This is a genomic window from Amycolatopsis thailandensis, from assembly GCF_002234405.1.
GTDB classification, from domain to species: domain Bacteria; phylum Actinomycetota; class Actinomycetes; order Mycobacteriales; family Pseudonocardiaceae; genus Amycolatopsis; species Amycolatopsis thailandensis.
The window spans coordinates 39578-53241 of the sequence record NZ_NMQT01000147.1 but is presented as its reverse complement, the minus strand read 5'-3'; the positions used below and the strand labels follow the sequence as shown (position 1 = coordinate 53241).

General features: G+C 67.1%; 5 protein-coding genes and 1 pseudogene. 5 read left to right on the top strand and 1 reads right to left on the bottom strand.

Annotated elements, in window-relative coordinates; genetic code table 11:
• Positions 1-212 (top strand): annotated as a pseudogene (locus CFP71_RS36625) (prolipoprotein diacylglyceryl transferase); the annotation flags it as partial.
• A gap of 137 nt (positions 213-349) precedes the next feature.
• Here the strand turns inward: CFP71_RS36625 and CFP71_RS36620 are convergent.
• Positions 350-1576, bottom strand: a complete 1227-nt coding sequence (locus CFP71_RS36620; protein WP_093938494.1) for a hypothetical protein — start codon at positions 1574-1576, stop codon at positions 350-352.
• Between the two features lie 627 nt (positions 1577-2203).
• Between CFP71_RS36620 and rpoB the strand changes: the two genes are divergently transcribed.
• The 4 genes from rpoB to CFP71_RS36600 all read left to right on the top strand — a co-directional run bounded on the left by rpoB (position 2204) and on the right by CFP71_RS36600 (position 13587).
• Positions 2204-5704, top strand: a complete 3501-nt coding sequence (rpoB, locus tag CFP71_RS36615; RefSeq protein WP_093938493.1) for a DNA-directed RNA polymerase subunit beta — start codon at positions 2204-2206, stop codon at positions 5702-5704.
• A gap of 84 nt (positions 5705-5788) precedes the next feature.
• Positions 5789-9700 (top strand): DNA-directed RNA polymerase subunit beta', encoded by a 3912-nt coding sequence (locus CFP71_RS36610; protein WP_093938492.1) that lies wholly within the window; start codon positions 5789-5791, stop codon positions 9698-9700.
• Positions 9701-9888: 188 nt separating this feature from the next.
• On the top strand, positions 9889-11652 hold the full coding sequence (locus CFP71_RS36605; RefSeq protein ID WP_244199971.1) for an SdrD B-like domain-containing protein: 1764 nt from the start codon (positions 9889-9891) through the stop codon (positions 11650-11652).
• Between the two features lie 168 nt (positions 11653-11820).
• Complete coding sequence (locus tag CFP71_RS36600; protein WP_244199970.1) at positions 11821-13587, top strand: CARDB domain-containing protein; 1767 nt, start codon at positions 11821-11823, stop codon at positions 13585-13587.
• The last annotated feature ends 77 nt before the right edge of the window (positions 13588-13664 follow it).

The window sequence follows — 13664 nt, the reverse complement described above, 5'->3', positions numbered from 1 at the left end:
AAGCGCCGGAAACGCTGTGGAGCAAGGGCGTCCCCCGGGAAGGCGAGCCCGGGGAATCCGGCGAGTCCGCCGATGGCGAGGCGAAGGCCGCGGCCGACGGCGAGACGCCCAAGGAAGAGGCGCACGCGGAAGTCGCGGCGGCTCCGGACACCGTCCGGGACTCGGCCGCGGACAAGGCGACCGAGGACCCGAAGCCCGACGCCGAAAAGTAGCGCTTTCTAGCAGCGCAAGTCCGTGAAGGCCTCCTTGAGGGACCCAGAGTCCCTCAAGGAGGCCTTCACGGCTTCCCGCCCCGCCGACCTGCGTTTAGCGGGCTAAACGCGAAGTGCCGGGGGCCCTGGCCAGGAGCTCAGCGGCCGCTCGAACGGAGCTTGAAGCTCGCGGTCCGTGCCTTCTTGGCCATCGCCCGGTCCGGATGCTTCGCGCCGACCACGTCCAGGAGTTCGCGGGTGGCCGGGTGACCGGAGGACGTCAGCAGATCGACCACGTCGAAGCCGTCCTCCAGGTCGGCGAGCTGATGGACGAACGAGCCGAGCACGTGCATGGCCGCGAAGTGGTCGGTCATGCCGATGGCGACTTCGTCGCGGGTGATCGTTTCGCGCCGGACCGCTCCCTGCTCGGACAGCCACATCGCGGCGACCGCGCCGGGCACGCCGCCCTCGGCGCGGACTTCGGCTGCGGCTTCGACACCGGGCTCGCCGGTGGCCCCGAGCACGACCAGGGCGAACAGCCGCCCCTCGGGACGCTTCGTGGTCCGGAGGAACTCACTCGCTTCCTCGATCGTGGCGGAGGGCGATCGGCGCCGGGCCCAGGCCTTCAGTTCGGCGTCCATGATCGCCGCCGCGCTGCCGACGAGGCCCGAACACAGGCTGTCGAGACTCTCATCCGCGGATTCACCGACGACCGGCGCGTTCACTCCGGCCGCGCGGAGTTCCCGGTTGATCGCCCACACGGCGATCGGGGTGAGCCAGATCATCGCCGGCGACGGGCTGGGATCGCCCGTGACCTTGGTGACCGACGCGAGTTCGGCCGGATCCGCGACGCCCTGATGGAGGGCGCCGAGCCGTTCCAGGAGGTCCAGCGTGACCGCCACCGCGTGACGCGTCGACTCGCTGCGCTCGAGGCCGAGCATCGCCGTCAAGACCTCGGGGAGGAGGTCGACGGGAACCGGGGTCGGACCCGATCCGTAGAGCGTGAAAGCGATCGTCGAGACCAGCCGGGGAAGCATCAGGTCGAAACCAGGAGGCACGTCGTCGTCCTCGACGGCGAAGACATGACCGGTTTCGCCGATCGTCAGATACGCCCGCTCCCAGAGCTCGACAGGGCTGTCGAGGAGGTTCGCGTTCTCCTCGACGGCTACGTGCGCTCCGTCGACGACACGGACCAGCCCGCAAGCCTCGGCCCAGCGGGGGATCAGCGCGTTGTCCGGTTCGTCAGGCTTGCCCAAAGCGGCGACGTAGCGGCGGAGGTCCTTCAGGACGGTGCTCTGCTCCGCGGCGACCCGCAGCTCGGCCTCGGTGGGCAGAACAGCCGCGGGCATCGGCGGCGCGTCGGACTCGGGCCCCTGCTCGTTCATGCCTCCAGTCTCGCAGCGGCGGCCGGATCGACTTTAGCCCCCTAATCGCGATCTGAGGGCCTCCCTGTGCGCCACCCCAGCCGACCCACCGGTCACAGCCGCCACAAGCCCCGAACCACCCCGAACGCCCCCGCCCCGACCCGGTGACTCTCCAGGGCGCCCCGCCGTCCGGATCGCGTTTAGCCCGCTAAACGCAGGTCGGCGCCTCGGTGCCGTCACCTGCGGGTACCGGGCGGTAACCAGGATGATCGTCCTGTGAAGCACCCTGTGCGGACCTACTTCGACGCTGCGCCAACCGGCGGGACCACCGCGCGGCATCTTGACTCAGAGCCCCTGTGGGGTCACGCTTACTGGCAACGGTGAGAACCGGCGGTGCCCTTGCGGGAGGGACGGCCCGGGGAAGCCAGGAGAGGCATACCTGAAGACGTTGCGATGCAGGCTGGGCCCCATCGGGAGCGCCCCCTGGACAGACCGCGACGTTCGGGCTAGACTGCTTCTTTGCGCTGCCCTCTTTCAGGCTGCCCGGAGCCGGTAGTTAGGATAGTGGGCACACGGCACCCTTGACAGTCCGCTTCAGCTGTTGCTGACGCGGCTGCTCACCGCTCATTGTCCCCGGAAGGACGCATCTTGGCAGTCTCTCCCGCGAACCAGGCCACTGCTGCGACCACCTCGGCTGTATCTCGCTCGGAGTCCACGGGAATCCCGGGAGCCCCCAAACGGGTCTCCTTCGCAAAGATTCGCGAGCCGCTCAGCACCCCGAACCTGCTCGACGTGCAGATCAGGTCATTCGAATGGTTCACCGGCGACGAGGCGTGGTTCGAACGCCGCGTCGAAGAAGGTGAAGAAAACCCGGTCGGCGGCCTGGAAGAGGTCCTCAACGAGATCTCGCCGATCGAAGACTTCTCCGGATCCATGTCGCTGTCCTTCTCCGACCCGCGCTTCGACGAGGTCAAGGCCTCCGTCGAGGAGTGCAAGGACAAGGACATGACGTACGCGGCCCCGCTGTTCGTGACCGCCGAGTTCGTGAACAACAACACCGGCGAGATCAAGAGCCAGACGGTCTTCATGGGCGACTTCCCGGTGATGACCGACAAGGGCACCTTCGTCATCAACGGCACCGAGCGTGTCGTCGTGTCCCAGCTGGTCCGTTCGCCTGGTGTGTACTTCGACACCAGCGTCGACAAGACCACGGACAAGGACGTCTTCAACGTCCGCGTCATCCCGAGCCGGGGTGCCTGGCTCGAGTTCGACGTCGACAAGCGCGACACCGTCGGCGTCCGCATCGACCGCAAGCGCCGCCAGCCGGTCACCGTGCTGCTGAAGGCGCTCGGCTGGACCACCGAGGCGATCCGCGAGCGCTTCTCCTTCTCCGAGACGCTGCTCGCCACCCTCGAGAAGGACCACACCGCCGGCACCGACGAGGCGCTGCTCGACATCTACCGCAAGCTGCGCCCGGGCGAACCGCCCACCAAGGAGAGCGCGCAGACGCTGCTGGAGAACCTGTTCTTCAAGCCGAAGCGCTACGACCTGGCCAAGGTCGGCCGGTACAAGCTGAACAAGAAGCTCGGCCTGACCACGCCGTACGACACCGGGACGCTGACCGAAGAGGACATCGTCTCGACGATCGAGTACCTGGTCCGCCTGCACGCGGGCGAGGACAAGGCGACCGTCGGCGACCAGACCATCCCGGTCGAGACCGACGACATCGACCACTTCGGCAACCGTCGTCTCCGCACCGTCGGCGAGCTCATCCAGAACCAGATCCGCGTGGGTCTGTCCCGGATGGAGCGCGTCGTCCGCGAGCGGATGACCACCCAGGACGTCGAGGCGATCACGCCGCAGACCCTGATCAACATCCGTCCCGTCGTGGCGGCGATCAAGGAGTTCTTCGGTACTTCGCAGCTGTCGCAGTTCATGGACCAGAACAACCCGCTGTCGGGGCTGACGCACAAGCGTCGTCTGTCCGCCCTCGGCCCGGGTGGTCTGTCGCGTGAGCGCGCCGGCATGGAGGTCCGTGACGTCCACCCGTCGCACTACGGCCGCATGTGCCCGATCGAGACGCCGGAAGGCCCGAACATCGGCCTGATCGGTTCGCTCTGCTCGTACGCGCGGGTCAACCCGTTCGGTTTCATCGAGACCCCGTACCGCAAGGTCGTCGAGGGTCGCGTCACCGACCAGGTCGACTACCTCACCGCGGACGAGGAAGACCGTTACGTGAAGGCGCAGGCGAACGCGCCGATCTCGGACGACGGCACCTTCGTCGAAGACCGCGTCCTGGTCCGCAAGAAGGGCGGCGAGGTCGAGCTGATCGACCCGCTCGACGTGGACTACATGGACGTCTCGCCGCGACAGATGGTCTCGGTCGCGACGGCGATGATCCCGTTCCTCGAGCACGACGACGCGAACCGCGCGCTCATGGGCGCGAACATGCAGCGTCAGGCCGTTCCGCTGCTGCGCAACTCGGCCCCGCTGGTCGGTACCGGCGTGGAGCTGCGTGCCGCGGTGGACGCCGGTGACGTGCTCGTCGCCGAGCAGGCCGGCGTGGTCGAGGAGCTCTCGGCCGACCTGATCACGATCATGCACGACGACGGCACGCGGAAGAGCTACGGACTGTACAAGTTCCGCCGCTCGAACCACGGCACCTGCTTCAACCACCGCCCGATCGTCAACGAGGGTGACCGGGTCGAGCAGGGTCAGGTCATCGCCGACGGCCCGTCCACCGAGAACGGTGAGATGGCGCTCGGCAAGAACCTGCTCGTCGCGGTCATGCCGTGGGAGGGCCACAACTACGAGGACGCGATCATCCTCTCCGAGCGCCTGGTGCAGGACGACGTGCTCACGTCGATCCACATCGAGGAGCACGAGATCGACGCCCGCGACACCAAGCTGGGCGCCGAGGAGATCACCCGGGACATCCCGAACGTCTCCGAGGAGGTCCTCGCCGACCTCGACGAGCGCGGCATCATCCGCATCGGTGCCGAGGTCCGCGACGGCGACATCCTGGTCGGCAAGGTCACGCCCAAGGGCGAGACCGAGCTGACCCCGGAAGAGCGCCTGCTCCGCGCGATCTTCGGCGAGAAGGCCCGTGAGGTCCGCGACACCTCGCTGAAGGTGCCGCACGGCGAGACCGGCAAGGTCATCGGCATCCGCGTGTTCTCGCGCGAGGACGACGACGAGCTGCCCCCGGGCGTCAACGAACTGGTCCGCGTCTACGTGGCCCAGAAGAGGAAGATCCAGCCGGGCGACAAGCTCGCCGGCCGCCACGGGAACAAGGGTGTCATCGGCAAGATCCTCCCCGCCGAGGACATGCCGTTCATGGAGGACGGCACGCCCGTCGACATCATCCTGAACACCCACGGTGTCCCGCGTCGTATGAACATCGGCCAGGTCCTGGAGCTTCACCTGGGCTGGCTGGCGTCGCAGGGGTGGAAGATCGAGGGCAACCCGGAGTGGGCGAAGAACCTCAACGAGGAGCTCTACGACGTCGACCCCGGCACGAACACCGCCACCCCGGTGTTCGACGGCGCCAAGGAAGAGGAGCTCACCGGGCTGCTCGCGGCGACCAAGCCGAACCGCGACGGCGAGCGCATGGTCAAGCAGAACGGCAAGGCCACGCTGCTCGACGGCCGCTCCGGCGAGCCGTACCCGTACCCGGTCTCGGTCGGCTACATGTACATCCTGAAGCTGCACCACCTTGTCGACGACAAGATCCACGCCCGGTCCACCGGCCCGTACTCGATGATCACGCAGCAGCCGCTGGGTGGTAAGGCGCAGTTCGGTGGCCAGCGGTTCGGCGAGATGGAGTGCTGGGCGATGCAGGCGTACGGCGCCGCATACACCCTGCAGGAGCTCCTGACGATCAAGTCGGACGACGTGGTCGGCCGCGTCAAGGTGTACGAGGCCATCGTCAAGGGGGAGAACATCCCCGAGCCGGGTATCCCCGAGTCGTTCAAGGTGCTCCTGAAGGAGCTCCAGTCGCTCTGCCTCAACGTCGAGGTGCTGTCCAGCGACGGCGCCGCGATCGAGATGCGCGACTCCGACGACGAGGACCTCGAGCGTGCCGCGGCGAACCTCGGCATCAACCTGTCCCGCAACGAGTCGCCCTCGGTGGACGACGTCGTGCACTGACCGCGATGAGGCGGGAGTCCGTCGGGCTCCCGCCTCCACTCGCCAACTCCTCTAGTCGCATCAACCCCAAGGGGATGTAAAGACGTGCTGGACGTCAACTTCTTCGATGAGCTCCGCATCGGCCTCGCCACCGCCGACGACATTCGTCAGTGGTCCTTCGGCGAGGTGAAGAAGCCGGAGACCATCAACTACCGGACGCTCAAGCCCGAGAAGGACGGCCTCTTCTGCGAGAAGATCTTCGGCCCGACCCGGGACTGGGAGTGCTACTGCGGTAAGTACAAGCGGGTCCGCTTCAAGGGCATCATCTGCGAGCGCTGTGGCGTCGAGGTCACCCGCGCCAAGGTGCGCCGTGAGCGGATGGGCCACATCGAGCTGGCCGCCCCCGTCACCCACATCTGGTACTTCAAGGGTGTTCCCTCCCGCCTGGGCTACCTGCTCGACCTGGCGCCGAAGGACCTCGAGAAGATCATCTACTTCGCGGCCTACGTGATCACCGGTGTGAACACCGAGCTGCGGCACAACGACCTGCCGACCCTCGAGAACGAGATCGGCGTCGAGCGCAAGAACCTCGAGACCAAGCGTGACGCGGACATCGAGGCACGGGCGCAGAAGCTGGAAGCCGACCTGGCCGAGCTGGAGGCGGAGGGCGCCAAGTCCGACGTCCGCCGCAAGGTCAAGGAAGGCGGCGAGCGCGAGATGCGTCAGCTGCGTGACCGCGCCGGTCGCGAGCTGGACCGTCTCGAGGAGGTCTGGACGACCTTCACCAAGCTCGACGTGCGTCAGCTGATCGCCGACGAGCTGCTCTACCGCGAGCTCATCGACCGGTACGGCGAGTACTTCACCGGCGGCATGGGCGCGGAGGCCATCCAGAAGCTGGCCACCGAGTTCGACGTCGCGGCCGAGGCCGACAACCTGCGCGACACCATCCGCAACGGCAAGGGGCAGAAGAAGCTCCGCGCGCTGAAGCGGCTCAAGGTCGTCGCGGCCTTCCAGGCCACCGGCAACGACCCGCGCGGCATGGTGCTCGACGCCGTCCCGGTGATCCCGCCGGACCTGCGCCCGATGGTCCAGCTCGACGGTGGCCGGTTCGCCACCTCCGACCTGAACGACCTCTACCGCCGGGTCATCAACCGGAACAACCGGTTGAAGCGGCTGATCGACCTCGGCGCGCCCGAGATCATCGTCAACAACGAGAAGCGGATGCTGCAGGAGGCCGTCGACGCGCTGTTCGACAACGGCCGCCGCGGCCGCCCGGTCACCGGTCCCGGTAACCGCCCGCTGAAGTCGCTGTCCGACCTGCTCAAGGGCAAGCAGGGCCGGTTCCGTCAGAACCTGCTCGGCAAGCGTGTCGACTACTCCGGCCGTTCGGTCATCATCGTCGGCCCGCAGCTGAAGCTGCACCAGTGCGGTCTGCCGAAGGACATGGCGCTCGAGCTGTTCAAGCCGTTCGTCATGAAGCGGCTGGTCGACCTGAACCACGCGCAGAACATCAAGTCCGCCAAGCGGATGGTGGAACGCTCGCGGCCGCAGGTGTGGGACGTGCTCGAAGAGGTCATCACCGGCCACCCGGTGATGCTGAACCGTGCGCCGACCCTGCACCGCCTCGGTATCCAGGCCTTCGAGCCGCAGCTGGTCGAAGGCAAGGCCATCCAGCTGCACCCGCTGGTCTGTGAAGCGTTCAACGCGGACTTCGACGGTGACCAGATGGCCGTGCACCTCCCGCTGTCCGCGGAGGCGCAGGCCGAGGCCCGCATCCTGATGCTGTCGGCGAACAACATCCTTTCGCCGGCGTCGGGCCGCCCGCTCGCCATGCCGCGTCTGGACATGGTGACCGGTCTGTTCCACCTGACCCGCCTGAACGAGAAGGCCGACGGAGCGGGCTTCGCCTACTCCTCGCCGGCCGAGGCGATCATGGCGTTCGACCGCAAGGCGCTGAGCCTGCACGCCCCGATCAAGATCCGCATCACCGACCGTCAGCCCGCCAAGGCCGACGAAGCGGCGCTCGCGGAGAAGGGCTGGGAGCCGGGCAAGGCTTGGCTGGCCGAGACCACCCTGGGCCGCGTGCTGTTCAACGAGCTGCTGCCGGCGGACTACCCGTTCATCAACGAGCCGATGCCGAAGAAGCGTCAGGCCCTGATCGTGAACGACCTCGCCGAGCGCTACTCGATGACCCAGGTCGCGCAGACCCTGGACCGCCTGAAGGACGCCGGTTTCTACTGGGCGACCCGCTCGGGTGTCACGGTCGCGATCTCCGACGTGCTCGTCCCGGCAGGCAAGAAGGCCATTCTGGACGAGTACGAAGGCAAGGCCGACCAGGTCGAGAAGCGGTACCAGCGTGGTCAGCTGTCGCACACCGAGCGCAACAACGAGCTCGTCAAGGTGTGGACGCAGGCCACCGAAGAGGTCCACAAGATCATGGAGACGGCGCTACCGGACGACAACCCGATCGCGATGATCGTGAAGTCGGGCGCGGCGGGCAACATGACGCAGGTCCGGTCGCTGGCCGGTATGCGTGGCCTGGTGTCGAACCCGAAGGGTGAGTACATCCCGCGTCCGATCAAGGCCAACTTCCGTGAAGGCCTGTCGGTGGCGGAGTACTTCATCGCGACGCACGGTGCCCGTAAGGGTCTGGCGGACACGGCGCTCCGTACCGCCGACTCGGGTTACCTGACCCGTCGTCTGGTGGACGTGTCGCAGGACGTCATCGTCCGCGAGATCGACTGTGGCACCACCCGCGGTATCAACATGCCGATCGGGCAGGACGTCGGCGACGGCAAGGTCCTGCGCGACCAGCACGTCGAGACGGCCGTGTACGCGCGGAACCTGGCGACCGACGCGGTCGACGCCAAGGGCAACGTCGTGCTCAACGCCGGCGACGACATCGGCGACCCGGCCCTGGACAAGCTCATCTCGAGCGGGATCTCCAAGGTCAAGGTCCGTTCGGTCCTCACCTGTGAGTCGGCCGTCGGTATCTGCGCCACCTGCTACGGCCGGTCCATGGCGACCGGTCAGCTCGTCGACGTCGGCGAGGCCGTGGGTATCGTCGCGGCCCAGTCGATCGGTGAGCCGGGTACGCAGCTGACGATGCGTACGTTCCACCAGGGTGGTGTCGCCGGTGACGACATCACGACCGGTCTGCCCCGTGTCCAGGAGCTGTTCGAAGCCCGGGTCCCGAAGGGCAAGGCGCCGATCGCCGACGTCGATGGCCGTGTGCGCATCGAGGAGAGCGAGCGGTTCTGGAAGATCACGCTGATCCCGGACGACGGCAGCGAAGAGATCGTCTTCGACAAGCTGTCCAAGCGTCAGCGGCTCGCGAACACCCCGAACGGCCCGCTGGGCGACGGTGACCGTGTCGCCGTCGGTCAGCAGCTGCTCGAAGGCACGCCGGACCCGCACGAGGTCCTGCGGGTCATGGGGCCGCGCGAGGCGCAGATGCACCTGGTGGACGAGGTCCAGAAGGTGTACCGGGCGCAGGGTGTGTCGATCCACGACAAGCACATCGAGGTCATCGTGCGGCAGATGCTGCGCCGCGTGACGATCATCGACTCCGGTGCCACGGACTTCCTCCCGGGCGAGCTGCCCGAGCGGACCAAGTTCGAGGCGAAGAACCGCGCGTCGGTCGCCGAAGGTGGCGAGCCCGCCTCGGGTCGCCCGGTGCTGATGGGGATCACGAAGGCCTCGCTGACCACGGACTCGTGGCTGTCGGCGGCCTCGTTCCAGGAGACCACGCGTGTCCTGACCGACGCGGCCATCAACGGCCGTTCGGACAAGCTCGTGGGCCTCAAGGAGAACGTGATCATCGGTAAGCTGATCCCGGCCGGTACCGGGATCAACAAGTACCGCAACATCCAGGTGCAGCCGACCGAGGAGGCGCGGGTCGCCGCTTACGCGATCCCGTCCTACGACGACGGCTACTACACCCCGGATGTCTTCGGCTCCACCCCTGGTGCCGCGGTGCCGCTGGACGACTACGACTTCGGCCGCGACTTCCGCTGACCGAAGCGATAACGACGAGAAGGGCCCCCGCCGATCCGGCGGGGGCCTTTCCCGTTTCCCTGAATGTTCCGATTCGACCCCGGTAACCGAAATAGGTGTGGGTCCCTCGCGAATCCGGTTAAGGTGATCGGGTTCCACGCGGTTCGGGGGCTGTGCGCATTCCAATGGGTTATCTGGGGAGACTCTGCGTGAGCAAAAGACCTGGCGCGAGATCGATCGCGCGTACCGGGGTTGTCTATTTCGCCGCCATGGCGGCATTGACCGGCGTTTTCGCCACACCGGCCTTAGCGGATCCGGAGCCTTCGGCTCCTGTTTCCACCGCACCGGCGACGTCCGAAGCACCGGAGAGTTCCACGGCTCCCTCGCCCAGCGTTCCGCCTGCGGAAAGCTCGGCTCCCGCGGCGCCGAAACCGCAGGCCGAGCGAGCGAACATCGAGGCGTCGGTCGTCTTCGACAAGCCGTCGTATCGGACCGACGAGGACGTCCGATTCACTTTCAAGATCAAGAATGTCGGCACCGTCGACTCGACCGGAATCTGGGTTTCCCAGTCGTTCAGTGAGCCGACCGATTTGGTGGTCCCCTACGAACCGGGCTGGGGACCGCTCGTGCTCGGCCGGGAGAAAAAGAACCTCAAGCCGGGCGAGAGCTTCGAGCTCCCGGTCACCGGGAAGGTCAAAGACCTCGAGAACGCCTCCGCCGTCGTTCAGGGAATCATCTTCGACGACAGCAGCTTCATGGTCGGTCGGTTCTCCGGTACCACGAAGATCACCAAAGAGACCGGCCGCGTGACGGGTGTCGTCTACGGCGACAAGAACGGCAGCGGCACGCTCGACGACGGGGAAAAGCTGGACGGCGTAACCCTCACGCTGCACTACAACAATGGCCCCACCAAATTCACCGCCACGAGCGACGCGGACGGCCGAATCGAGTTCGGTGACGTCCCCGCGGCCGAGTATCGCTTCGGCGGTGAGGTGATCAAGGGCTGGTTGTTCCCCGCCAAGCTCGTCAAGATCGAGCCCGGTGAGAAGAACTTGCTTCTTCGCGGTTCGCCGCCGTTGAACGGCGCGTTGAAAGCGTCGCTGGCCTTCGCCAAGGACACCTATCAGCCTGGTGAGACCGCGCATGTCACCGTGACGCTGACTAACTCCGGAACGATCCCGCTCACCGGCATCGTGGCCGCGTGCAATCGCGCGGGTGCCGACCACGCCTTCAACGGCAGGTCCGGGTGGGGAGAACTCGACTCCGACACGGACGGCGCCACCATCGCTCCGGGACAGACGCGGACGTTCGATGTGTCGGAGAAGGTGCCGGACGCTTCGCTCAACGTCGGCTACGTCGGGGTGGAGTGTGACTTCGGGTATGGCGAGGTCGACATCGACAACCACGCCACGGCCCATGCCAGGGCGGCGGTGCCGGGTGGTGTCGCCTCCGTCATCGGGGACGTCGTGCACAACGCCGGCCCGGACAAGCCCCGAGAGGGCCTTTCCGGCGTCAAGGTCATACTCGTCTCCAAGGGTGACTGCCCTGTAGCGGGTGAGACGACGACCGATGAGAAAGGACACTTCGAGTTCCGCAAGGTAGCGCCTGGGCCGGACTACAGCTTGTACTTCCTGCCCCCTCAGGGCTGGCGGATCAAGTACGACAATCCGACGTCGATTCTGGTCGTGGGCCCGGAGGACAACGCCGGTCGGACGTTCGTCGAAGCGGAGAAGGGTGAGGCTCCGCTCCCCGCCGTGCCCGCCCAGCCTTCGACCTGTGGCAAGCCCGGAACCACCACTCCGGTACCCGGCGCGCCGGGCGGAGAGCAGGGTTCCGGCGGCGGACAGGGCGGATCGGGGCTGGCCAGCACCGGAGCCGACGTGCTCTGGCTCGGTGCGCTGGCGCTGGCCGCGCTGGGCCTCGGAGGGGCACTGATGTTCGGTGCCCGCCGCCGTCGCAGGCCTGTCGAGTAAGCAGCGACCATGAAAGAGAAAGCCCCCGGTTCCACGCCGGGGGCTTTCTCTTTGCCGATACCACTCGAAATAGGTTCTGGCTTTTCACGAATCCCGATAGGGTGATCCGGTTCTACGCGGTTCGGGGGCTATGCGCATTTCCATCTGGGTAATCAGGGGTGACTCTGCGTGAACAAATCACCAAGCGGTAGATCGAGCTTTCGCACTGGGGCGGTCTATCTCGCGACCTTCGCCGCGGCCGCGGCATTGACGGGCGCGTTCGCCGCGCCCGCCGGAGCGGATCCGGCACCTTCGTCACCGGCATCGAGTGCGCCGGCGACGTCCGAGGCTCCGGCGAGTTCCGCGGCCCCGCCGTCCAGCGCGCCACCGGTCGAGAGTTCGACGCCCGCGGCGCCGAAGCCGCAGGCCGAGCGGCCGCAGCTCGTATCGTCGGTCGTCTTCGACAAGAGCGAATTCCGGACCGACGAGAACGTCACCTTCACCTTCAAGGTCAAGAACACCGGCACCACCGCCGCGAACGGCCTGAAGGTCTTCCAGTTCATCAGCGATCCGTCCGACCTGTCGGTCTCGTTCGATCCCGGGTGGGGAGAACTGGAACGCACCAAGTCAGGCAAGAAGCTCGAGGCCGGAGAGACCTACGAGGTCAAGGTCTCCGGGCAGATTCAAGACCTCACCTCGGGCAAAGCGGTCGTCCGCGGCTACGTGCAGGACGAGACCGGTGCCGGCAGCGGGGAATTCCAGGAGTCCGTCGCCATCGTCAAGGTCTCCGGGCACGCGGCGGGCGTCGTGTTCGGCGACAAGAACGGCAACGGCCGCGCCGACGACGGCGAACAGCTGTCCGGCATCGCCCTCACCCTGAAGTACGCCAACGGATCCGCCAAGTTCGAGGCCACGAGCGACACGGCCGGGAAGATCGACTTCGGCGACGTCCCGGCAGCCAGGTACTACCTCGGCGGCGAGGAAATCAAGGGCTGGCATTTCCCGTTCGAGTTCGTGCGGATCGGGCCGGATTCGAAGGACCTGCTCGTCCGAGGAGCGCCGCCGCTGAACGGGGCGCTGAAAGCGTCGATGGCCTTCACCCAGGACAGCTACAAGCCTGGCGATCTCGCCCACGTCGCCGTGACCCTGACCAACTCGGGTCCGCTCCCGCTCACGGGCATCGTCTCCGGTTGTGACCGCTTCGGAGCCGACTACGCGCTGAAAGGCGGGGCTGGTTGGGGCGAACTCGGCTACCTGGCGAACGGGGTGACGATCGCGCCCGGCGAGACGCGCGCGATCGACGTGTCCGAGAAGGTGCCGGATGCCACCGCCAACCGCGGCCTGGTCACGGTGAGCTGCGACTTCGGCTATCGCGATGTCGACCTCGACGGTCACGCGTACGCCCATGGTCAGGCGGCCGTGCCGGGTGCTCTCGCCACCGTCGCCGGTGACGTGGTCCAGCCGGCCGGTCAGGGTGAGCCGAAGGGCGTCAGCGGGGTCAAGGTCGTGCTCGTCTCCGATGGGGACTGTCCCGTCATCGGCGAGCGGACGACCGACGCCGAAGGACGTTTCGAGTTCCGCAAGGTGGCGCCGGGGCCGGAGTACCGGCTGTATCTGCTGACGCCTCAGGGATGGCGGATCAAGGACGAGAACCCGAGGCCGATCCATGTCGTCGGGCCGGAGGACAAGCCCTGGCCGGTACGGTTCGAGGCCGAGCCCGGCGAGGCGCCCGCGCCCACCGTGCCCACGCAGCCCGCGAACTGCGGTGAGCCGGGAACTCCGGCTCCGACGACCGGCGCTCCCGCCGGGCAGGGCAGCGGTGGCGGCCAAGGTGGCTCGGGGCTGGCCAGCACCGGTGCCGACGTGATCTGGCTCGGCGCGCTCGCGCTCGCCGCGCTGGGCCTCGGCGGGGCACTGATCTTCGGCGCCCGCCGCCGTCGCCAACCGTCCGAATAACAACCACCCCACCTCAAGAAAGCCCCCGGTCCTTCCCGGACCGGGGGCTTTTTCCCTGCCCGTCACCTCTCCCCGCC

Excerpts from the sequence above, each read along its gene's own strand:
- CFP71_RS36620 (WP_093938494.1), bottom strand. The coding sequence starts at position 1,576 with ATGAACGAGCAGGGGCCCGAGTCCGACGCGCCGCCGATGCCCGCGGCT.